At 61.1% G+C, this 22,051-nt stretch carries 18 protein-coding genes and 1 pseudogene; 10 read left to right on the top strand and 9 right to left on the bottom strand.

Annotated elements, in window-relative coordinates:
* Positions 1-46 precede the first annotated feature (46 nt).
* The 6 genes from JJB99_RS11895 (at position 47) to JJB99_RS11870 (ending at position 6,217) form a co-directional block, all read left to right on the top strand.
* Complete coding sequence (locus JJB99_RS11895) at positions 47-994, top strand: AEC family transporter (RefSeq protein WP_200498943.1); 948 nt, start codon at positions 47-49, stop codon at positions 992-994.
* A gap of 19 nt (positions 995-1,013) precedes the next feature.
* Positions 1,014-2,465, top strand: coding sequence for a class II fumarate hydratase (gene fumC / locus JJB99_RS11890; RefSeq protein ID WP_200498942.1), 1,452 nt, complete (start codon positions 1,014-1,016; stop codon positions 2,463-2,465).
* 56 nt (positions 2,466-2,521) lie between these two features.
* Complete coding sequence (locus tag JJB99_RS11885; protein WP_200498941.1) at positions 2,522-3,049, top strand: FUSC family protein; 528 nt, start codon at positions 2,522-2,524, stop codon at positions 3,047-3,049.
* Positions 3,050-3,118: 69 nt separating this feature from the next.
* On the top strand, positions 3,119-3,958 hold the full coding sequence (locus JJB99_RS11880; protein WP_200498940.1) for a YoaK family protein: 840 nt from the start codon (positions 3,119-3,121) through the stop codon (positions 3,956-3,958).
* Positions 3,942-6,017: an FUSC family protein gene (locus tag JJB99_RS11875; protein WP_200498939.1), complete on the top strand. Its 2,076-nt coding sequence runs from the start codon at positions 3,942-3,944 to the stop codon at positions 6,015-6,017. The genes JJB99_RS11880 and JJB99_RS11875 overlap by 17 nt, the downstream gene beginning before the upstream one ends.
* On the top strand, positions 6,014-6,217 hold the full coding sequence (locus JJB99_RS11870) for a DUF1656 domain-containing protein (protein ID WP_027533524.1): 204 nt from the start codon (positions 6,014-6,016) through the stop codon (positions 6,215-6,217). Before JJB99_RS11875 ends, JJB99_RS11870 begins: the two co-directional genes overlap by 4 nt.
* Before the next feature lie 210 nt (positions 6,218-6,427).
* Here JJB99_RS11870 and JJB99_RS11865 read toward each other — a convergent pair whose 3' ends face one another.
* On the bottom strand, positions 6,428-6,757 hold the full coding sequence (locus tag JJB99_RS11865; protein ID WP_200498938.1) for a hypothetical protein: 330 nt from the start codon (positions 6,755-6,757) through the stop codon (positions 6,428-6,430).
* 319 nt (positions 6,758-7,076) lie between these two features.
* On the opposite strand from JJB99_RS11865, the gene JJB99_RS11860 reads away from it, so the two are divergent.
* Positions 7,077-7,637, top strand: a complete 561-nt coding sequence (locus JJB99_RS11860; protein ID WP_200498937.1) for a hypothetical protein — start codon at positions 7,077-7,079, stop codon at positions 7,635-7,637.
* Positions 7,638-7,741: 104 nt separating this feature from the next.
* Positions 7,742-8,503, top strand: a complete 762-nt coding sequence (locus tag JJB99_RS11855; protein WP_200498936.1) for an SURF1 family protein — start codon at positions 7,742-7,744, stop codon at positions 8,501-8,503.
* A 77-nt stretch (positions 8,504-8,580) separates the two neighbouring features.
* On the opposite strand, the gene JJB99_RS11850 is transcribed toward JJB99_RS11855, so the two are convergent.
* On the bottom strand, positions 8,581-10,473 hold the full coding sequence (locus JJB99_RS11850; RefSeq protein ID WP_200498935.1) for a potassium transporter Kup: 1,893 nt from the start codon (positions 10,471-10,473) through the stop codon (positions 8,581-8,583).
* An 881-nt stretch (positions 10,474-11,354) separates the two neighbouring features.
* Between JJB99_RS11850 and JJB99_RS11845 the strand changes: the two genes are divergently transcribed.
* On the top strand, positions 11,355-11,711 hold the full coding sequence (locus JJB99_RS11845; RefSeq protein WP_200498934.1) for a hypothetical protein: 357 nt from the start codon (positions 11,355-11,357) through the stop codon (positions 11,709-11,711).
* 294 nt (positions 11,712-12,005) lie between these two features.
* Positions 12,006-12,722, top strand: coding sequence for a tetratricopeptide repeat protein (locus tag JJB99_RS11840; RefSeq protein ID WP_200498933.1), 717 nt, complete (start codon positions 12,006-12,008; stop codon positions 12,720-12,722).
* Positions 12,723-12,925: 203 nt separating this feature from the next.
* On the opposite strand, the pseudogene JJB99_RS11835 reads toward JJB99_RS11840, so the two are convergent.
* The 7 genes and pseudogenes from JJB99_RS11835 to JJB99_RS11805 form a co-directional block, all read right to left on the bottom strand.
* Positions 12,926-13,685 (bottom strand): annotated as a pseudogene (locus tag JJB99_RS11835) (hypothetical protein).
* Between the two features lie 999 nt (positions 13,686-14,684).
* Entirely contained in the window at positions 14,685-15,911 is a 1,227-nt protein-coding gene (locus JJB99_RS11830; RefSeq protein ID WP_200498932.1) for an ABC transporter substrate-binding protein, read from the bottom strand.
* Between the two features lie 562 nt (positions 15,912-16,473).
* A complete protein-coding gene (locus tag JJB99_RS11825; protein WP_200498931.1) occupies positions 16,474-18,009 on the bottom strand; it encodes an AMP-binding protein in 1,536 nt (511 codons plus the stop codon).
* Between the two features lie 25 nt (positions 18,010-18,034).
* A complete protein-coding gene (locus JJB99_RS11820) occupies positions 18,035-19,018 on the bottom strand; it encodes a quinone oxidoreductase family protein (protein WP_200498930.1) in 984 nt (327 codons plus the stop codon).
* Positions 19,015-19,944, bottom strand: coding sequence for a 3-hydroxyisobutyrate dehydrogenase (gene mmsB, locus JJB99_RS11815; RefSeq protein WP_200498929.1), 930 nt, complete (start codon positions 19,942-19,944; stop codon positions 19,015-19,017). Before mmsB ends, JJB99_RS11820 begins: the two co-directional genes overlap by 4 nt.
* A 15-nt stretch (positions 19,945-19,959) precedes the next feature.
* The gene (locus JJB99_RS11810) at positions 19,960-21,177 is read right to left on the bottom strand and encodes an ABC transporter substrate-binding protein (protein WP_200498928.1); all 1,218 of its coding nucleotides are present in this window, start codon (positions 21,175-21,177) and stop codon (positions 19,960-19,962) included.
* 55 nt (positions 21,178-21,232) lie between these two features.
* Entirely contained in the window at positions 21,233-22,015 is a 783-nt protein-coding gene (locus JJB99_RS11805; protein ID WP_200498927.1) for an enoyl-CoA hydratase/isomerase family protein, read from the bottom strand.
* Between the last annotated feature and the right edge of the window lie 36 nt (positions 22,016-22,051).

Below are 22,051 nucleotides of genomic sequence, written 5' to 3'. Positions count from 1 at the left end.
CCGGGCGGCCAATCGCGGCTGCCCGGCCCACACGGAGCGCAAATACATGATCGCGACCATCCTTAGCGGCCTGCTGCCGATCCTGTTCGTCGCCTTCCTCGGATGGCTCGCAGGGCGCATGGGCCTGTTCGGCCCCAAATCGACCACGACACTCTCCACTTTCGTCGTGAGCTTCGCGTTGCCACTATCCCTGTTCCTGGCGGCAGCCCACGCCAAGCCAGAGCAGCTGACCGACGCCGCCTATGCGGGAAGCCTGGCTGCCGGTCTGCTCGGTACCTACGTGCTTGGGATACTCCTTGGTCGCCTGGTATTCCGGCATGACCTGCGGTCGAGCACGCTCGAAGGACTGTCCTGCGGCTTCCCCAACATGGCTTATTGCGGGCCGCCTGTGCTCACGGCGGCGGTGGGTGCGCAGGGCGTGCTCGCTGTCATCGTGGGTAATCTCATAGTCACCATCATCATGGTGCCGCTCACGATGGTGATGCTTCAACTCGCGATTCCGTCAAAAGGAAACGCGAAGGAAAGCGAGGTGCTGGTGGTCGAGCGCAGCCTTCTCAGCGCAGTCAAGCAGCCACTCGTTTGGCTCCCGGTGCTCGGCGCCATACTTGCGATTGCAGGCGTGCGGCTTCCCGATCTGATCGACAATTCGGTCGAGCAGATTGGACAAGCCGCCGGCGGCGCAGCGCTGTTCACGCTTGGCCTGATGCTCGCACAAAACCCGATCAGGCTCGGCCGCGACGTCGTGGCGAACGTCGCGCTTAAGAATCTGATTCAGCCCGCAATCATCTTGGGGGCGGCGCTGGTGTTTCGGCTCGACTCCACGCTGACGAAGGAAGTTTTTCTGGTTGGCGTCATGCCGTCAGCAACTGCGGCCTCAGTGCTGGCGCAACGGTACGGCGCCTATGCACAGGAGGCCGCCGCAACGACTGCGGCCAGCACGTTCTTCGCCATCATCTCGATCAGTCTCGGCCTGGCCATCGCCGCGACCCTCTAATCATGAAAGGAGCTATCTTATGAACGATCAGACACCTATCCTGCAGGACATCCCGATCGGCATCAATGCGACCGGGAAGCGTCACGAAACCGATTCGATGGGCGGCATCGACGTGCCGGCCGACCGCTACTGGGGCGCGCAAACCGAACGCAGCCTTGTCCATTTTTCGATCGGCAACGATCACATGCCGAAGCGGGTCTACCACGCCTACGGATACGTGAAGAAGGCGGCGGCGCTGGTCAACGCCGCGGCCGGCCGGCTACCGCAGTGGAAGGCGGACGCCATTGTCCGCGCCGCCGACGAAGCAATCGGCGGCAAGCTCGACGAGAACTTCCCGCTGTATGTCTGGCAGACCGGATCGGGCACCCAGTCGAACATGAATGTCAACGAGGTGCTGTCGAACCGCGCCATCCAGCTGCTCGGTGGCAAGATCGGCAGCAAGTCACCGATCCATCCCAACGACGACGTCAACATGGGGCAGTCCTCGAACGACAGCTTCCCAACCGCGATGCACATTGCCGCGTTGCTGGAAGTCGAAGAGCATTTGCTGCCGCACGCGGAGGCCCTGGCTGACGCGATCGAGGCAAAGGCAAGAGAATGGAACGATGTCGTCAAGACGGGCCGGACGCATCTGCAGGATGCCGTGCCGCTGACGGTGGGACAGGAATGGTCGGGCTACGCGCGTCAGATCCGCGACGCGCTGGAGCGCATTCGCGTCTCCGAGGAGGGACTTTTCGAACTGGCGGCAGGCGGCACCGCGGTCGGCACCGGGCTGAACGCGCCGGCCGGCTTTAGCCGGGAGATCGCGGCCAAGATCGCGGAGTTGACCCGCCACCCCTTTGTCACCGCGCCCAACAAATTCGCGGCCCAGGGCTCGCTCGATGCAATGGTCGCCGCGATGGCGGCGCTGCGAGGGCTTGCGGTTTCCTTGATGAAGGTCGCCAACGATATGCGCTGGCTCGCCTCCGGCCCGCGCTGCGGACTTGGCGAACTGCTGCTGCCGGAGAACGAGCCGGGCTCCTCGATCATGCCAGGCAAGGTCAACCCGACCCAGTGCGAAGCGATGGTGATGGTCTGCATCGAGGTGATCGGCGAGGACACCGCGGTCGCGTTCGCCGGCAGCCAGGGCAACTTCGAGCTCAACGCGATGCGCCCGGTCATCATCAACAACTTCCTCCACTCCGCGGGCATCCTCGGCGATGCCTGTGACAAGTTCCGGCGCTTCTCGGTTGAAGGCACACGTCTCAATCGCAAGCGCATCGACGAGGCGGTCGGCCGCTCGCTGATGTTGGTCACTGCACTCAGCCCGGTCATCGGCTACGACAAGGCCTCCGCGGTTGCGCACAAGGCCAATGACGACGAGCTGACCCTGAGGGAAGCCGCGCTTCAGTCCGGCTATATCGACGGGAAGCGCTTTGACGAGATCGTCGACCCCAAGAAGATGATCGGGCACGGTCTCGCCGGAGCATAGCTCCGCGGCGACATGCTCGGTTCGGGACGTACCAGCTTCGCTGAGGAGCGCATGCGATGAGCAAACTAGCAAGGCTGTCCTTGTGGGACGTGGTCTACGCCTTGGACATGGCCATCGCATGCGCGATCTCGTACTGGGCTGTTACCCATCTCCTTCATCCTCTGGCCAACAAGGATTCCGATTTGCTGGGAGGGATGTGGGCTGTGGCCGCGACGGTGTTCGTGTTCCGCGAAACGCGCCAGGACAGCCTCTCCGCCGGAGTAGCGCGTCTGATTGCCACATGCCTGAGTTTTTCGCTCTGCCTCCTCTACTTGTGGTTCTTTCCATTTACCCCGCTGGGAATGGCGGTCCTGCTCGGAATTGGGACCCTGGCGATGATGCTCTCGAATCGGCGCGGCGACATTGTAACGACCGGCATAACGACTGCGGTCGTCATGGTGGTCGCGGGCATGTCGCCGATGAATGCGTGGCATCAGCCGTTGCTGCGCCTGATCGATACCGTCGTCGGAATCGCCGTCGGTGTTGCATGTAAGTGGATCGCCTCGGCTGTCTTCTATGGGATCACTGGGGAGCCGGTACGATGATTGGTGACACTTGCAATCGTCATCGAGAAAACGTCCGAGCTCCTGCGTGTACTCGTCAGGAGACAGCTCATGTTTGAACGCGTGACAGCCGATCTCGGGCCTCCGCTAGTGGACGAGTCCCTCGCTGCAAAGCTGCTTCCGGGCGTCCTTAGCGTGATCGGCGGCAGTACGGACGTGATCAGCTTTCTCGGGCTCGGCGGCCTGTTCACCGCCCACATCACGGGCAATCTCGTCATTCTGGCCGCGCACGTCGTCGCCGGAGGCGAAGCACCATTGGCTCTGATGATTTCGGTTCCCGTATTCATTCTCGTGCTTGCCCTGACGCGATTCCTCGCAGCTGGATTGGAGCGGATGTGCGTCGCCTCGCTTCGACCTCTGCTTCTTCTCCAATTCCTGTTGCTTGCTGGTTTTCTAGCGCTTTGCGTAGGTGGCGGTTCGCAGCTCGATTCAAGCGCTGCAAGAGGGATAGTGGCGGGGATGCTGGGCGTCTCCGCTATGGCGGTGCAAAACGCTCTCGTGCAGATTTCCTTGGAGGGCGCGCCGTCCACTGCAGTGATGACGACCAATGTTACGCGGTTCGTCATGGACCTCGGGGAGGTTTTGCTCGGACACAGTCCAAGTGATGTGACGAGCGCAAGCCGGCGCGCGCGGCGCAGCGGGCTTGCGATCGTTGGCTTCGTCGTAGGCTGTGGCCTCGGCGCTGGGTGTCAAGCCGTCGCCGGGCTATGGTCGCTGGCGCTGCCCACCGGCCTTGGGCTAGTGGCGCTGGTCATGGCGGCTGCGGCCAAGCTCGACGGCGCTCAGGGCCACCTCCTGATTCCGGGTCTCGCTGCCGAGACGAAGCCGGAACCGAGCGACTCGCTCCGAGCAAGCGCATCAGAGACAGCTTCCAATGCCGGGCGCGCTTGACGAACCCGGCAGGATCGGTGCGAGGCGCTTTGCGACCCGATCAGGCACGCTGACAAGCGCGGTCGCGGCCGCGGGTCCGCCGTTGCTCTTTGGGGTTCGGCTGTGGGCCTCCGTCTGCCTGGCCCTCTATGTCGCGTTTTGGCTGCAGCTCGACAATGCGTATTGGGCCGGCACGTCCGCGGCGCTGGTGTGCCAGCCCTTTCTCGGCGCGTCGCTTCGCAAGGGATGGTTTCGCATGATCGGGACTTTGGTGGGCGCGGTCGCGATAGTGACGCTGACGGCCTGCTTCCCGCAAGAGCGCGCAGGCTTTCTGGTCGGCCTGGCGTTGTGGGGCGCAGCCTGCGCGCTGGTCGCCACGTTGCTGCGCAATTTTGCGGCCTATGGTGCAGCGCTGGCCGGTTACACGGCCGCGATTATCGCGAGCGATGAGCTCGGCGCGACCGGCGGCACAGATGGCCTCGCCTTCACTTTCGCTCTCGCGCGCGTCACCGAGATCTGGATCGGCATCGCATGCGCTGGCATCGTGCTCGCCGGGACCGATTTCGGCGGCGCCCGGCGTCAGCTTGCCGCGCTGCTCGCCGGCCTGTCAGCCGAGATCGCTGCCAGGTTCAGCTTCGCACTGACACAGGCCGGATCGGCCTTGTCGAAGATGCCGCCGGTTCGCCGCGAGCACATCCGCCAGGTTATTGCGCTCGACCCGGTCATCGACCAGGTAAAGGGGGAGTCCTCGATCCTTCGCTATCATTCGCCGGTGCTGCAGGCGGCGGTGGATGGCCTGTTTGAAGCGCTGGCCGGTTGGTGCGCAGTGGTATGGAGGCTCGCGCGCTTGCCGGATGACACCGCTCGGCGGGAGGCCGATGCCGTGCTGCGTAACATTCCAGCGGAGCTGCGTTCGGCTCTCTTGCAGGCCGATCCGCTCCCCTGGACAACCGACCCGATCGGAATGCGTCGACTGTGTGACGGGGCCGCCCGGACGCTGATCGCCATACCGGCTGGTGCGCCGTCGCTGCGGCTGCTGGCCGATCAAACCGTCCGGGTGCTGACCGGCTTGTCCGATGTGCTCGGCGGACTGGCGTTGCTGGTTGCCGAGCCCGCCGGTCGCACGCCTCCCCTTCGCAGCGTCAGACCTCACGTGCCCGATTGGTTGCCGGCGCTCATCAATGCCGCCCGGGCGTTCGTCACCATTGGTGCAGTCGAGCTGTTCTGGATTATGACGGAATGGCCAAACGGGGCGGTAGCCATCACCTGGGCAGCCATTTCGGTCATCCTGTTCGCGCCGAGAGCCGACGAGGCCTACGCGCGGGCCGTCGACTTCACGATTGGCACCGGCCTTGCCACGGTTTGTGCCGCGGTCGTTGCGTTTGCGATATTGCCAAACGTAGCAACCTTCGCCGGCTTGAGCATCGTCCTGGCGCTCTATCTGATTCCAGTGGGAGCCCTGATGGCCCAACCATGGCAGGCCACAATGTTCGCTCCCATGGCCGGCAACTTCGTGCCGCTGCTTGGGCCCGCCAACCAGATGAGCTACGACACAGTGCATTTCTACAACAATGCTCTGGCGATCGCCGCAGGGTGCGGCGCTGCGGCGCTCTCATTTCGCCTGCTCCCACCGCTCTCTCCGGCACTACGAAGCCGACGGCTGATCGCGCTGACCTTGCGCGACCTGCGTCGCCTCACCACCGACGCCGGCCGGCTGCCGGGGGACGATTGGGAAGGCCTCATTTACAGCCGCCTCGAGGCTCTGCCGGACCAAGCCGAACCGCTGCAGCGGGCACAGCTCATCGCGGCCCTTTCGGTCGGGGCCGACATCATCCACCTCCGCCGCCTCGCGCCTCGACTGGGCTTGGTCCAGGAACTCGAGGCGGCGCTCGCGGCATTTGCGCAAGAAGACAGCGCCGCTGCAATCGCTGGGCTGACCGCGTTCGATCACCGTCTTGCATCCCTCGGCGAGACTGGCCCAGAAGATTCCGTTGTGCTTCGAGCGCGCAGCCGGGTTCTCGCAGTCTGTGACGCCTTGGTCCGGCATGGCACTTATTTCGAAGCACGAGTATGCGGATGAGATTCGTCGAGATCAACCTGCTGGGCGTCTACGTCGCACCGATCTCCCTGCTGATGGTAGCGGCGTGGCTCGTCACGATCGTGCTGCGCAGGATCGCGGTCCGAACCGGCTTGTTGGTGCACGTCTGGCACCCGGCGCTCTTCGTGTTCGCGGTGTATGTCATCGTGCTGTCCTCAGCTGTACTCGTAATCGCACGCTGAGCTCGCACCCGCGCCCAGGATGGTTAACCACGAGGAGCGTCATGGACGAGAGTATACGAAGCAAGCGACGCCAGCTCTCCGGCCAAACGCCGAAGAGCTGCGCGCGTAGTATCATCTTTGACGAGAGGCTCGCCGCACCTTCAGTAAAGAGATAGACGTTAGATCCAAGCCCTTCCTCTTGCAGCCGGCGTTGCTCAGGTCGAAAGAGGTCTACGGTTTCGAAGCTTGGACTCCCGCCCCTGTCGTTTCATCGACCTCGGTAATGGCCGTTACCGAATCCGGATTCACGACCATCATCACAGGATTGCCATCCTGGTCTTTGGCGCGCACCAGAAACGAACTCGGCATGATTTGTATGTTGGTAAAGCCGGCTGCCTGCAGATTGTTCTGGATCTTGGTGCCAATCGGCGCCGGATTCGGCATCGAGCTCTGCTGCGATCCTGAACCGGAGTGCGGTGTGCTACTCGAATTTGCGCTCTGCGCAGAGGCTGCGGAAGCTACCATCAACGCGGCGGCGGCGATTACAAATGCAATTCGCATGTATTTTTCTCCTTTGATGTGCCCCTCGGAGCTAAGTGGGTCGACAGCGCGAAGCTGCAAGTTTGCGGATGGCTTTTGACGCAAACGCTCACAAGCGATCGCAATTTTCCACTAGTGTCGCTGATCGCTCGCACGGCCCGCCTTCGATACCCAAACGTTGGGACTTTTTTTTAACGTCCCTGACCCCAAAGAGCTACCTTAGTTTCGAGCCCCGATACAAAGATACCACGTGGACGAACCTCTGGATCATTCAGCTTCTCGCTTTCATTCCATAAACTTCTTCCACCGACGAGATCCACCAGCTGGACGGATGAAAACAATGCCTGACAACGATGCCATCGTTGCCGTCTTCACCGATCATCAAGGTGCAGAGGCGGCCACAAAGAAACTTGCCGAAGGCGGTTTCGACTTGAAGAAACTCACTCTGGTCGGCAAGGGCTATCACAGTGAGGAAAAGATCATTGGATTTTATAATACAGGCGATCGCGTCAGATTCTGGGGCAAGTACGGCACATTCTGGGGCGGTCTGTGGGGTTTGCTCTTTGGCGGCATCTTCGTGACCGTCAGCGGGGTGGGGCCCGTCGTTGTCCTTGGATACCTCGCCGCTGTGATCCTGTCTGGCATCGAGAGCGCGATCGTGGTTGGAGGTGTGAGCGCGCTGGGAGCCGCGCTTTACAGCATCGGGATTCCGAAAGACAGCGTACTCAATTACGAGACGGCTGTGAAGGCGGACGGATTTCTGGTCATGGCCCATGGAACGGCCGAAGAGATGGCACGGGCGAAAGCTATCCTCGACACCAGCAATCCCTCGCGTGTCGACATACACGAAGACCTGCCTGAGCCGCCTCCTGCCGATCATTCCGCACACGCGGCTGTATGACACCATTGAACCTTCGCCATTTCGCGAAGGTTTTGCGGACCGGATCGGTTTAGTTTGCCACGAGGACAAGGATTACCCGGTCTTCACGCTCTTGGCGACTTACGATGTCTGACAAAGTTGGGCAACACGAGACCGGCGGCTTCGCTACTGTAATGGTGGCGATAGTGGTGCTGTTTGCCGGCTTGGGGATCTGGCAACTTCAGCATCGGATCAAGGAGCACGCGCTCCTTGCGGCCCTCGGTGAACGCGTTCGCGCGGCGCCCGTGCCTTTGCCCGATCCGTCGCAGTGGCACGCGCTGGCGGCGGAGACCGACCAATTGCGACGCGTCAGCTTTACGGCAACCTATGAGTCCCGTCTGGATGCGATGGTTTACAGCTCTGCCTCTGCCGAGCGCGCCGATATTGCGGGTCGCGGCACATGGGCCTTTCTTCCCGCCCGCCTGTCAACCGGCCAAATCGTGGCGATCAACGCGGGGTTCGTCCCGAACGCGACTCAGGACCGCGACCAACAGGATCGCGCGGTGGCCCACCTCATTACCAACAAGCCCGTCATGATGACCGGCTACATTCGTTTTCCAGAGCGGGTCGGCGCGTTCACGCCAGACGTAGAGCGCGATACTCGCCTGTGGTTCAGCCGCGATCACCTCGCAATGGCACAGGCGCTCGGCTGGGGGGAGGTCGCACCATTCTACATCGATTTGGAAGCGCCGGTGCCGGCGAGCGGCGTCCCGAAGCCCGGACCGCTACGGGTACACCTGGTCGACCGTCACCTGCGATATGCGATCATCTGGTTTTCGCTTGCAGCCTTGGCGCTGTTGGCGCTTGTGGTCTCGCTGCGCGGCCGTCGAAGCCGTCGACCTCTATGAACGGTGCGCCTGTCGGACGGCATTGGCTCGTTTCATCTCGGCTGCGACTCCTGATCACGTGCTACCCGGACTGACAACTAGATCGCAATCTGGCGTCCGATCTCGACCACCTGGTCATTAGGAAGGTCGAAGAACTCGCCTACATGCTGCGCATTGCGCTCCATGAGCGCGAAAATCCGCTCCTGCCAAGCCGGGAGGCCGTTGCCGTCCGCGCGCCGGATCACCGTCTCGTGCCCGACGTAGTAGGTCACGTCGGACAGATCGATGGTGCATCCAAGGACCTTGCTCTGGGCGAGCAGTTCGACGAAATGCGGACGTTCCATGAAACCGTAATGGACATCGGCGCGCCAGAAGTTGGGCGCAGCTTGCTCGATTCTGATCCTGTCCGTGACGGACACCCAGGGTACCGACAGCACCTTGAGGCGCAGCACGAGAAGGTGCTCGTGCAAGGCGCGGTTATGCTTAACATGCCACACCATCACCGGCGGCGTGTCGCGTTCAGTCCGAGTCAGAAACACGGCGGTGCCCCGCACTCGAGGTACATTCCTTGCAACGACCTGTGCCATGAACTCCGGGACCGGAATCAGCACGTCATGTAGTCGCTGCGAAACCGCAGCGGCGCCGCGATGCCAGATCCACATCACACCGTAAACCGCCAAGGCCAAGATCAACGGCACGTAGCCGCCCGAGGCGATCTTGACGAGATTGGCGAGGAAGAAAGTGCAGTCGACGACAAAAAGGAAGCCTGCGACCGAGCCGGCCGCCAGCATGCTCCAACCCCAGATCTCGCGCATCGCAATGAAAAGCAGAGCCGATGTCGACAGCATCGTCAGCGACACCGCGATGCCGTAAGCGGCCGCCAGATTGTCCGATTTTCCAAACCCGATAGTCAACCCGACTGTCACGATCATCAGCAGCCAGTTGACCACGCCGATGTAGATCTGGCCAAAGCCCTGTGACGAGGTCTGCTTGATCCGCAGTCTCGGCAGCCAGCCAAGCTGGATCGCCTGTCGCGTCATCGAGAAAGCTCCGGTGATGATCGATTGGCTGGCTATGATGGTTGCGATCGTCGCGAGCAGTATCAGCGGCAGCAGCAAGACCTCAGGGCACAGCCTGAAGAAAATATTGCCGTCGGTCGGCGCGCCGTCGAGCACGAGAGCGGCCTGGCCAGCATAGTTCAGAATCAGGCTTGGAAACACGAGCGCGAACCAGGCAAACTTGATCGGTCCGCTGCCAAAATGGCCAATATCGGCATAAAGCGCTTCGGCACCTGTCACGCAAAGAAATACAGCGCCTAGAACGAGAAAACCGCTAATACCGTTCGAGAACAAATACGACAGGCCGTAGAGCGGATCCAGCGCGGCAAACACCGCAGGATGCCTCGCAATGCCGAAGATTCCCATCACGCCCATGGTCACGAACCAGATCAGCATCACGGGGCCGAACAGTTGGCCGATGGTCGCCGTGCCATGTGACTGGATGGCGAACAGTGCGAGCAGGATCGCCACGGCCGCCGGTACGACATAGGGCTGAAGCGCCGGTGCCACCATGTTCAGCCCTTCCAGCGCCGATAGCACGGAGATCGCTGGCGTGATCGTGCCGTCGCCATAGATCAGCGCTGCCCCTAACAAGCCGACGGCCACGATGGCCGGCCGGTGTCGTTTGCTCACGCCGAGCAGCGCCATTAATGCGAGAATGCCGCCCTCGCCGCCATTGTCGAAGCGCATGGCAAACAGCACATATTTGACGGTGGTGATGATAAACAGCGTCCAGAGCACCAGTGAAAGCGCGCCGAGTACGATGTGGGGAGATGGCTCGGCGGCGCCGAGAATGGTTTTGAAGGTGTAGAGCGGACTGGTGCCAATATCGCCGAATACGACGCCAAGCGCGGACAGACTGAGCAGGGGAAGCGCGCCTCGCGCACCGCGCCGCCCCGTATCGCTGGTCGCTGATGTCCGGTTTTTGTGCATGCAACTTCCTTCGGATCAGACAAACTTCTGGGCTTTCCCAGCCCCTCCAGATTGCGGCGTGGCGCAAAAGCGCCGACTGGCTGTGATCGGTGGAGCTTGGCGCTTGCGCCAAGCTCGGCGTCAAAGAGCCAGCTCGGCTCCCGAACTGGACGGCGACATGCCGGAACGTTTTCGGAATGAGCGGTCCTGCGTGACTTTCTCATCGCCGCCGCGGATCGCATTGGGCCAGAAAACCCGGGCACGAAGGGAAACGGCCGTCCCTGCGGGCGAAGGACGGTCGCGCCGCGCCTGGTTTGGGGCTCATGAGAACCAAGCGCATCGAATGTAGCAGTCTCTTCAAAGCACGGTTTTGCCATTGTTGCCGCTGTCCGTGTGATCTTGCGCTCGTTTTCTCAGATGCGCTGGCGCAGCCTGCAGTCGATCAGCCTGGCGCAGCCAGGACGTCGTTGTTCCCAAACTTCGGTCGGCCTTCCCAGACAAAGAGCGCGCAATTCGCTGGCATTGGGGTGGCTGCATCATAGCGGCCGCTGTTCTCTTCCGACCGGCGCTGATGGGTCGTCCGCAGCAGATGAAACCTCTCGCCGAGACACCTTTGCATTCGTGCGGAGCAATGGAGTAAGCAACCCACGCCGGCCCCGCCCGTGCGCATTTGTGGGAGAGCGCTAACACATCCAGCGGCTGCACCCGTCTCCAGCAATAGCGCGGCATTCAGAGCAATCCGGAGCAAGCATCGCAACGCGATGTGTGGAAAATGGCGGATCCACCTGCCCGCGCCCTTCATAGCTGCTTTTGAGCTTGGGCCTCGTGGGCACCAGATGCCTGCGTACAATCACTGCGGAGGAAACGTGCAACCTGTATTCTCCTTGGGATCCTGCACAATCATGTTAGCTCTCGCTCGCACGTGCCTTGCCATCTTCATGGCAGTATCGGCGCCAGCGGCTGCATTTGAGTGTCCAGCCGCCCAGGCACGCACCAGCAGCTCGGCGGTCAAGGAAACTCCCGCGCAAATAGCGCAGCTAACAAGGGAATTGGAAGGGGATGAGACGGGCAACACCGCTATGGCCATGATTTGGCAACTTAAGTCCAAGTATCCCCAAGCTGGCTTCAACGAGATCGTCAATTACATGGTCACGGCCTACTGTCCGATTGTTGCGCAGAACGCTTCGTTGAGCGACGATGAGAAGAAAGACCGCCTAATGCGCTACTCGCGGCAGATCGAGAGACTCGCGATTCAATAGCGAGCTCTTGGGGGCAAGATAGCTAAACTGTTCGCACGGCTGGACGAGGGCGGACGACATGGGACGCGAAGCGGAGCCAAGATCAATCAAATGTGGGCAATCCCCACAAATTCATCGTCAGCGATGATCGATAGTCTCATCAATGTGTAGAGGTGATCGACTCCCACAAGGATGGGCATATCGCTCGGCGTGGAGGACGGATGAGATACAGTCCCTTCAAACCGTAGCTACAGCTCTTTGGCTCCTGCTATCGATCGCATTGCGAGGCAGGCTTGGCGATAGAAACCGCGCAAAATGGAATTTCCAGTGCCGCTCGGAGAACTTGCCCAACCGAAAACCCCGCAGCCGCCCAACGAGCCGCGATTCCCTGGCTTTCTCGGCTATGTGGCTATTGGGTTGCTAATTGGAATTGCGGCGCAGGAATTCCGCTGGCGAAACTGGAACATGGCACCGCGAGCTCAACTGGCGCAGGCGGAGCATGATGCTAAGGCTGGTGATTATCGCGCAGCGGTGAAGTTATTCGATAGTCTCGCGAAGAAGAATGATCCGCTCGCCGAGTATTGGATAGGGCATCTGAGTGAGCTTGGTCTTGGCGTGGCCCGCGACCCGGCCAAGGCGGTCGAGTTTTACACCAGAGCCGCAGCCCAGGACGTCGCCCCGGCTGAGCTCCGGCTCGGCGAGCTATATCTGGATGGGAACCTTGTGTTGCCTGACTTTGAAAAGGCCAAGTCCTACCTGGAAAAGGCGGCCTATCATGGCGAGCCTCAGGCCGCGATGTTACTGGGCCAAATGTATCGTGATGGCATTGGAGCGCCCGCCGATCAAACCCAGGCGTATGCCTGGTCAGAAGTAGCCACTCTGGAGGGCAGCGCTTTCGCACAACGTGATCGGGATGCTGCACTCCACGACTTGAATGCTGTCGATCCAAAGACTGCAATAGCTCGCGCGCGGGAAATCCTCGACGCCATCAAGAAACAGACGCCTCCGTTCAAATCAACCACAGCGAATTGAAGCGCGCGCAACATTCTCCGCGACGGTGTTCCGTGCTCTCAAGGGACCGCCGCTCAGGCACTAGAGGAGATTGAAAGCCTGGACGTGCTAATCATCGAGGTGAAGGGAGAGGTTGCGGACCCGCTTTGGAGCTCCACGATGGCACACCAACTGAGTACTTGCTCGATCTCTGGGCTGCCGCTGCCGGTCGCACACGCCGCTGCTCATTCCGCAGCCGGTTCGCGGCCAGTCAACGGGGCTGCGAGGCCGGTCGGAACGCCGGCTTTAGCGGTCTTGATCGACTTGGCGGCCGGCGTGAGTCTCTCCCCGCTGACGGCTTCCCTCATGACCCCCTCCCGCCCAGCCTTTGCGTCAACGGCGGCGGCGCTGTCATTTCGCCGGAGTACGTCAACTACCTCGTCAGTCGTTACTAAATTGGTAAGCCGCAATTCAGCGGGCGACAGTTCGTGCAGCTCTTCCCACGTCGGGACGCTCAGCGCGAGCGACAAGAGATCACCCCCGCCGCCCATATCGAACGTGTATTTGGCGAGGCGGCCGATGTCCCTCTACGATCGTCATATCGTCCGCGCTATAGGTCGCGGCCTTGGCGTCATCGGCGCGATCGCCCATCCAGATCTGATGCACCCGCGCATGCGCGCCATGCGGCACCGAACGCACCCTGCCCGATAACAGCAGAAACACACAGATGGACTCGCAATAGGACTGCGGCTCGAGGCCGGTAGGCTTTTCTACGTCGTTGCTTGTGCCGACCGTCGTCAGCATGCCAAGATTCCGCCACTGCCGCCCCAGTGCGATTGCATCGTTGACGGAACCGCCGCTGGAATCCAGCACGACCGTCGTGCCGAAGAGTTCGCGCCCGCGAGCAAATTCATCGAATTCGTTCGGAGTATCCGCGGTGACGATGCCGACGGCTCCGACCCAACCGCCACAATTCGGCTGGCACGCGGCCCAACTGAGGCGCATCAGCAGTTTGCGTTGTTCGAGGCTCGAAATCACATGCGCTGGACCACCGGACGTAGCCGGGTGACCAACTGAGATCGAGGTTTGTCCTGTCGCCGGGCCGCTCAGTAGAAAGCCGAAGACGGCGGTGCCAAGAAAGAGAATAAGGGCCGCCTTCCCATACAATCTGTGCTGAAATACCAATGCAAGGTGAACAATGCCTCTTCTGGTCCGAAGCTTTGCTAATTCAGCCGCCGCGCTGGACACTCCGTTCAGTCGGGCGGCTCGTCTAAAATACATACGAGCTCGTACTGAATTTTCTGCGCTGCCCCTGACCTGATCCCGTTTCTTTCGGCTAGACCCGTTCAGCCAATAGGCGGCCATAAAGCAACCAAGGAGCAGCTTGCACAGAAAGTCCATTTCGGAGCCTCGCGCGCTTCGCAGGACGTAATTTGCGCATCAACTATCCCGCCCTCGTGGGAATCAAGTTAGTAGCCCTCTTGCAAATAGATTGGTGGGTATTGCCCTGCTTTGATCAGTATTGGCGCCTTATCCTTTGTAACGGCGCTTTCACCGGACCCGGAGGATCTTTGCACAATTCATTCTAGGCGGCAGGAGATGGGAGCGGGGCAGCGCTGGACGCGAACGAAACCTAACGTTCCGCCGCGTTTGTGCGGTGCTCCGGAACGGCTCTGCCGATCGCCCATAGCGCGCGAGCGCCTCGCACATCCGCCGTCGATATTCAGCAATGCGTTTTGCTTCACTTGCCCATAGCCGCGCACCTCAATAGCTTTTGTGCGATACGGAACGGTGACCGACTGCGTCAACCTGGAGAACGCCGCCCCGCATAGCGTGATCAACGCACTTGGTATGCTTGGTCTTTGGAGCTCCGGACTGATAAGGGTGCGTGCAGCACGGGCTTATGGGGTCTCGGGGGCTCAGGGCGGCGCGCATGCGTAACCGCGAAATGCGACATGGACAAGCCACGGTGTGGACCATCCCTTTCACCTATGATGTGTTTGCTCACTTCTTGACGAGCGGGCAATCGCTTTGCGCCAGCGGCCGGAACGCCTGATCAATCGGAATGGTCTTGATCAGCTTGGAGAGATCCCAGGGTCCCCTGCTCTCGGCGGGCGCTTTCACCTGCATCAGGTGCATCGGGTGAATCTTACGGCCGTCGGCACGAACCTGCCCGTTGCCAAACACCACATCGTCGGTCGGCAACTCCTTCATCGTGGCGACAATCTTGGCACCGTCGTGTGTTTGCGCCGCCTCGATCGCCCTGAGGAAATGAATGGTCCCGCTGTAGTTGCCGGCGTGATCCATCGTAGGGTACAATTTGTCCGTACCCGCTTTTTGCATGAATCGCTTGGTCCATTCGCGCGTCGCATCGTTCATGTCCCAGTAGAAGGCCGTCGTATAGTTGAGGCCCTGGGCAACCGGCAGCCCGAGCGAATGTAGATCGGTGATGAAAACAGCCAGCGCCGCCATCTTCTGTCCGCCCTTGACGATTCCGAATTCCGAGGCCCCTTTTATCGCATTTTGCATGTCACCGCCCGCGTTCGCCAGACCGATTACCTGCGCCTTCGAAGCCTGCGCTTGCAGCAAAAACGAGGAGAAATCCGGTGAATTCAGTGGCGCTCGCACGCTGCCGACAACTGTGCCACCGTCGGCCTTGACCACGTCCGAAGTCTGCTTTTCCAGATCGATACCGAACGAATAATCGGTCGTGATGAAGAACCAGCTCTTGCCGCCGCCCGCAACCATCGCGCTGCCAGTCCCATGCGCCAGCGAATAGTTGTCGAACGTCCATTGCACGGTGTTGGCGTTGCACAGATCGCCGGTCAGTCGGGTACTTCCCGCCGAGACAATGATGTCGACCTTGTTGAGCTGCTTGGTCACGCCGCTCACCGCCAGCGCCAGGGCCGAGTTGGGCACATCGATGATCAGATCGACGCCGTCGCGCTCGTACCACTGGCGCGCTATCGACGATCCGACGTCCGGCTTGTTTTGATGATCGGCCGAGATGATCTCGATCTGCAGCTTCGAAGTTGGATTGGCCTTCTTGTAGTCTTCGACCGCAAGCTGAACCGCAGAGATTGAACCGGCCCCGGTTGCATCGGAGTAGAGGCTAGACAGGTCGGTGAGGACGCCGATCTTCACCTTGCCGTCGAAAGGCGCCTGCGCGTCCGCCGGCAGCGAAAGGCCCATCATCAACCCTACAAGCAGGGCCGGTACGACTTTCTTCATGCGTCTATCCCCCGAAACTTATTCTAGCGATCACTGCTTTCACGCGCTTCTTCCGGCGCCATCAGCGACCATAGAGGCATGAGCGACGAACGTTGATCGGAAAATGTGAAAAACAATTGTGCGATTTTGATCGTGGACGGAATGTGCCCAAAACTGTCGTGAAAAGCGTGGAAAGCGAAAAACTAGGCATGCGGGAGATGGGAGAGCTAACAGATGCGATCTTAGAAGCGCGCGATCTGGTCAGTAATTTCGCGGGCTTCCAGTCAGTAAATCATACGAACCTACAGAGCGCCGCGGTCCATTCACGCCTCTGATTGGACCGGATGGCGCGCGCAAGACCAGCCGCTTCAGTTGCTGATAAAACTCCTCCGCGTCCACAGGGCTCCAATGCGGCAGGACATGACAGCCCCACCGCCATGGTCGACCGCAAAGGCCTCGTCCGTTTGCTCCAGTTCTGCACATAGATGTCGCCGCGAAACGTGGCTGCGTCCTTGCGGGGAATGGTGCCAGCAACGACCGACATCCCGCTCGCTACCCTTGTCGGGCGTCCGTTTCGTTGCGCTCAGGACGTTTGTGCCCCCGAGGAGCGCAGCCCATTGTCGACGGTCGCGCCGAATAGCGAAGCGCGCAGTTCGTTCTTCAGTACCTTCCCCATGGAATTTCTGGGCAGATCGTCGACCACGACAACCTGCTTAGGTACCTTGTAATTCGCAAGTCTGCTCTTGACCGTCTGAATGACTTCGGCAGCGACGGGTGGCCGGGTCCTATCGACGGGAATGACGAAGGCGACGACGCACTCGCCAAAATCGGGATGCGGCCCTCCGACCACGGCGGTTTCCCGGACGGATGGCATTTCGTCGATGACGGATTCGACCTCCGCCGGATAGACGTTGTAGCCGCCGCTGATGATCAGATCCTTCGCGCGGCCCGTGATCGTCACGTAACCCTCTTCGTCGAGTCGGCCCAGGTCACCGCTCCGGAAGAAACCGTCCTTGGTGAATTCCGCGCTCGTTTGAGCCGGCTTCTTCCAATACTCCGAGAAAAAACCCGGTCCGCGAGCCTGTATCATACCGATGCTTCCGCCCGGAAGGGGCCGGTCGGCCTGATCGGCTATCCGCAGTTCGACGCCGGGAATGGGAAATCCGACCGACCCGGGGCGCCGCTCTCCTGCAAGGGGATTCGAACAGATGATCATGGCCTCCGTCGACCCGTACCTCTCCAATATGCGCTGCCCGATTCGGGCTTCGAATTCGCGGTGGACGTCCGCCGAAAGCGGCGCTGAACCCGAGACGAACAGGCGCATGGACCGGCACACGTCCTTCGAGAGACATGGATGAGCGAGCAGCCGGTGATAATAGGTCGGGACGCCCATGAAGACGGTCGATCGCGGAAGCGCTTCGAGGACGCTCTCGGCGTCGAATTTGGATTGCAGAAGAACTCGGGCGCCGCTCGCGAGCGCGACGTTGAACGCGATGAACAGCCCATGACTATGGAAGATCGGCAGCGTGTGCAGCAGGACATCCGACGGTGAGAAGCCCCAGATGTCGCTCAACGTACGCGCCGAGTAGGTCAGCGCTCGATGGCTGAGAACCGCGCCTTTCGGTCTGCCGGTCGTCCCCGACGTGTATAGCAGCGCGGCAGGGTCTCCCTCGCGGACGTCAACGGTCGCGAACTCTTCGCTCGCGGCCGCTACCAACTCCGCGAACGTGCCTTCGCCGTCCGCGCCGAAGGAAAATGTCCTCGTCGTGTCATGCAAAATGCCCGCCTCGCCGTACGTAAAGAAGGCCTTTGGCTCCGCGTCGTCCAGCAGGTACATCAGTTCGCCGGCCTTGTACGCGGTGTTCACCGGCAGATAGCAGAGCCCCGCGCGCACGCACGCCAGATAAAGCGCGAAGGCGTGCGCCGACTTGTCGAGCTGCACCGCCACGCGGTCCCCCGGCTCGCAGCCGACTCCGCGCAATGCGCTGGCGTACCGCCCGGACAAAGCGTGGAGCCAAGTCCGGGTAATAGTCTTGCCATCTTCCAATTCGAAGACGACGGCCGATCCATCCCGACGGACGCCTTCCTCGAACGAAGAATAGAAGTTGCCATCTTGCATCTCACGGGATTCCTTGCACCGGGGACTAAGGGATCAGGACAATCGAGCCCGTCGTCTTGCGGCCCTCGAAGGCGCGGTGGACGTCGGCGACCTCGGCGAGCGGCGCCGTCATTCCGATTTCGGCCGTGATCGCACCCTCCTTGAGCCCCGCGAAAACGCCTTCCGCCAGTCTGACGATGCCCTCGCGTTTCGCGACGAAGGTCGCCAGAGTCGGCTTAGACAGGAAGATGGAGCCCTTCTGCGCCAGTTTGCTGATGTCCAACGGCGGCACGGGGCCACTTGCCTGCCCGACGCTCACCAGCATGCCGAGGGGGCGGATAGAGCCGAGCGACTTGTCGAAGGTGTCGGCACCGATGGAATCGTATACGACGTCGACGCCGGCTCCCCCTGTGATCTTCCTCGCTTCCGCCTCGAAATCCTGATCCTTCAGGACAACGACATGAGCGCAGCCTGCGGCTTGGGCGGCCTTCACCTTTTCGGCGGAGCCCACAGTACCGATCACCGTCGCGCCGAGATGCTTTGCCCACTGCGACATCAGACGGCCAACGCCGCCCGCAGCGGTGTGGACCAGGACGTTATCGCCCTTCTTCACCTTCCAGATGTCGTGCAGCAGGTAGAAGGCGGTGCCGCCTTTGAGCATGACAGCGGCGGCGGCCTGATCTGACACTCCGTCCGGTATCTTGACGAGGCGCCAGGCCGGAGCCACGCGTTTGGCAGAGTAGGCACCGGGCAGCATCCAATAGGCCACCCGGTCGCCGACCGTCACGTTGTCGACGCCGGCACCGATCGCTTCCACCACTCCGGCGGCTTCCACGCCAAGCGTGGCCGGACGAGGCAACGCGTACTGACCGGCGGTGGCGGTCCGATGATAGATGTCTATCAGGTTCACGCCGATCGCGGTGTGCCGTACAATTGCTTCGCCCTCGCCCGGCTCTTTCAGTTCGATCTCGTCCGTCTTCAGGACTTCCGGGCCGCCGGCCTCGTGTACGCGGATCGCTCTCGTCTTCATGTCACATCCTTCTTGAGCGTCTCGGACGACAGCCGTCCGGAAATCAATTTGTAGACGATGCTGAAGTCGCGATCGGCATGTCCGCCGGCGACGAGCATCTGATAGAAGGCGGTCGCCGCGCCGGCGAGAGCGGTCGCCGCGGACGAACTCGCCGCAGCCTGCTGCGAGAGCCTCATGTCCTTGAGCATCATTTCGGCCGAAAAGCCCGGCGCGTAGTCGTTACTCGAAGGAGAGGTCGGGACCGGTCCCGGCACCGGACAATAGGCCTGCAACGCCCAGCAGTTTCCCGACCCCTTCGTGACGACGTCGTACACCGTCTGATGGTCAAGCCCGAGGCGCTCGGCCAACGTCAACACCTCCGAGATGGCGACCATGCTCATGCCGGTCATCATGTTGTTGCAGATCTTCATCGCCTGACCACAGCCGGCTGGACCGATGTGCACGAAGGTGTGACCCATGGCCTTGAGAGGCGGAATCGCCCGGTTGTACCCCTCTTCGGTACCGCCGATCATGAAGATCAGACGTCCGGCGATGGCCGCGGGCTGCGCGCCGGAGACCGGCGCGTCGACCATCTCGAAGTTGGCAGCAACCGCAGCGGCGTTCACCGCCTTGGCACTCTCGATATCGACGGTGGAACAGTCGATCAGCATCGCGCCGGGACGCGCGTGCTTCAGGACCCCCTCCGCACCTTCGTACACTTCCCGGACGTGTCTGCCGGTCGGCACCATCGAGATGACGTAGTCGGCATCGTGTACAGCTTCAGCGATGCTGGTGCAGGGCGTGCCACCAATCTGTTTGAGCCTGCTCAATGCTTCCGGCGAGATGTCGTAGCCGGACACGGAGAAGCCGTTGCGTGCCAGATGGGTGCACATCGGATGCCCCATATTGCCCAATCCGATGAAAGCGATTTTGTGCAACATTTCCATGCTCCTATCGTCCGATCACTTCTTCACCAGGGGGCACTTGCTTTCCGAGAGGGGGATCGATGCCTCCTCCGCGGGGATCGTACGTAGGATCTTGTAATAGTCCCAGGGCGCCTTCGACTCCGACGGAGCCTTGACCTGGATGAGATACATGTCGTGCTCCATCTTGCCGTCGACGCGCACCTTCCCGTTCTTCGCGAAGAAATCGTTCACGGGGAGCTCGCGCATTTTCGCGGCGACCGCATTGGCGTCGTCTGCGCCGGCAGCTTTCAAGGCCTTCAGGTAGTGGAGGACGGAAGAATAGACGCCGGCCTGGATCATTCCGGGCATGCGTCCGGTCAACTTCATATAACGATTGCCGAACGCGCGGCTCTCGTCGTCACGATCCCAATAATATCCGGTGGTCGCTACGATGCCCTGCGCCGCCTGCAGCCCCAGCGCATGCACGTCGCTGATGACGAGGGCCATGCTCGCAAGCCGCTGCCCGCCCTGGACGATGCCGAATTCGGAGGCCTGCTTGACCGAATTCGTCGTATCGGCGCCGCCATTGGCGAGAGCGATGATCTGCGCCTTGCTGCTTTGGGCCTGGAGCAGGAAGGACGAGAAGTCAGGGGTCGAAAGGGGCGCACGGACCTCCCCGGCTACGGTACCGCCGTTCGCCGTGATGACCTTTCTCAGGTCTTCGGCCATCTGCTTTCCGAAGGCGTAGTCGGCCGCGAGAATGAACCAACTCTTGCCGCCATCCTTGAGCACAGTTCGGGCGGTCCCTATGACCGACGAATAGGTGTCCCACGTCCAGGCGAAACCGAGCCGCGAGCAGTCTTCCTGGGTCAAGCGCCTGGAGCCCGGACCGGAAGCGAGCGTGATGCGCTTCTTCTCTTTCGCGAGCCCCTGCACGGCGAGGGCAACGCCGGAATTCGTCAGGTCGGCGATGGCGAGAACGCTGTCTTGATCGAACCACTTTCTCGCGATCTGTGTACCGATGTCGGCCTTGTTCTGATGGTCGGCGGATACGATTTCGATATCGCGTCCTAAGGCTTTCCCGCCGAAGTCCTCAACCGCCATCTTCGCGGCCGTCACCGAACCCAGCCCGCCGAACTCCGCGTACAGTCCGGACTGGTCGTTGAGCACTCCGATCCGGATGGGGCCGTTCTGCGCGGTTGCCGGGCAGATCGATTCCGCGGCGATGATCGCGGCGAGAGCGACCATCGTTTTCAAGCCGACCAAACGTTTCATTCCCTGCTTCCTCTCCTGTTAGCGGCTCTAGCGGCCGACTTCCGAATAAACAGATCTAGGCGTCGGCGAACCTGGCGGGTCGCCTCTCGGACCAAGCGTCGAGTCCTTCCTTCGCGTCGGGCGAATCCAGACTTTCGAAAAACCTCGCATCGATGGTGGCCGGGTCATCGGAGCCTCGGGCTATCGCGTTGAGAGAGGCCTTCAGTCCGCGCACAGATTTGGGTGAACGCTGGGCCAGGGCGTCGGCTATCGCCGTGATCCGGATTTCGAGTTGCTCGGGCGCAGCTATCTCGCTTAGAAATCCGATGCGCAGCATGGTCGCGGTGTCGACCTGCTCGCCGGTGAGGAACAGGCGCTTCGCTTCCGTCAATCCGAGCCGCTCGACGTATCTGCGAAGTCCGCTGTAATAATATTCGATGCCGAGCCGCGCCGGCGACATCTGAAGGCGACAACCATCGACGCCGATGCGGAAATCGCACGACAGAGCGATGTCGGTCGCTCCCCCGTAGATGTTGCCGTTGATTCCGCACACGGTCGGGATCGGCAGCGTTTCAATCAGGTCGCAAAGCCTTGCGAACGCCGCGGTGCTCTGCCGCGCCTTGGGCCCGGAGAGCGTTTCCAGATCGAAGCCCGAGCTGAAGCTCGGCCCTCTCGCCGTGATGACCAGTACGCGTGCCGCGCCACCCTTCGCTAACTCTTCCAGCATCGCCGACATCGCCTCGATGTCAGCCGGCTCGAACCGATTGTGCCTATCGGGCCGGTTCAGAGCGATACGGGCGACCGCGCCCCCAATCTCGAGCGACGGACATCTCCCAGCCATCGGGCGAGCCTGTTCCATAAGTGCTTTATTTCATATAAAAAAAATATTTGTCAA

The organism is Bradyrhizobium diazoefficiens (assembly GCF_016616235.1).
Taxonomy (GTDB): domain Bacteria; phylum Pseudomonadota; class Alphaproteobacteria; order Rhizobiales; family Xanthobacteraceae; genus Bradyrhizobium; species Bradyrhizobium diazoefficiens_H.
The sequence above is the reverse complement of the archived record's forward strand: the minus strand, read 5'-3'. Positions and strand labels throughout refer to the sequence as shown.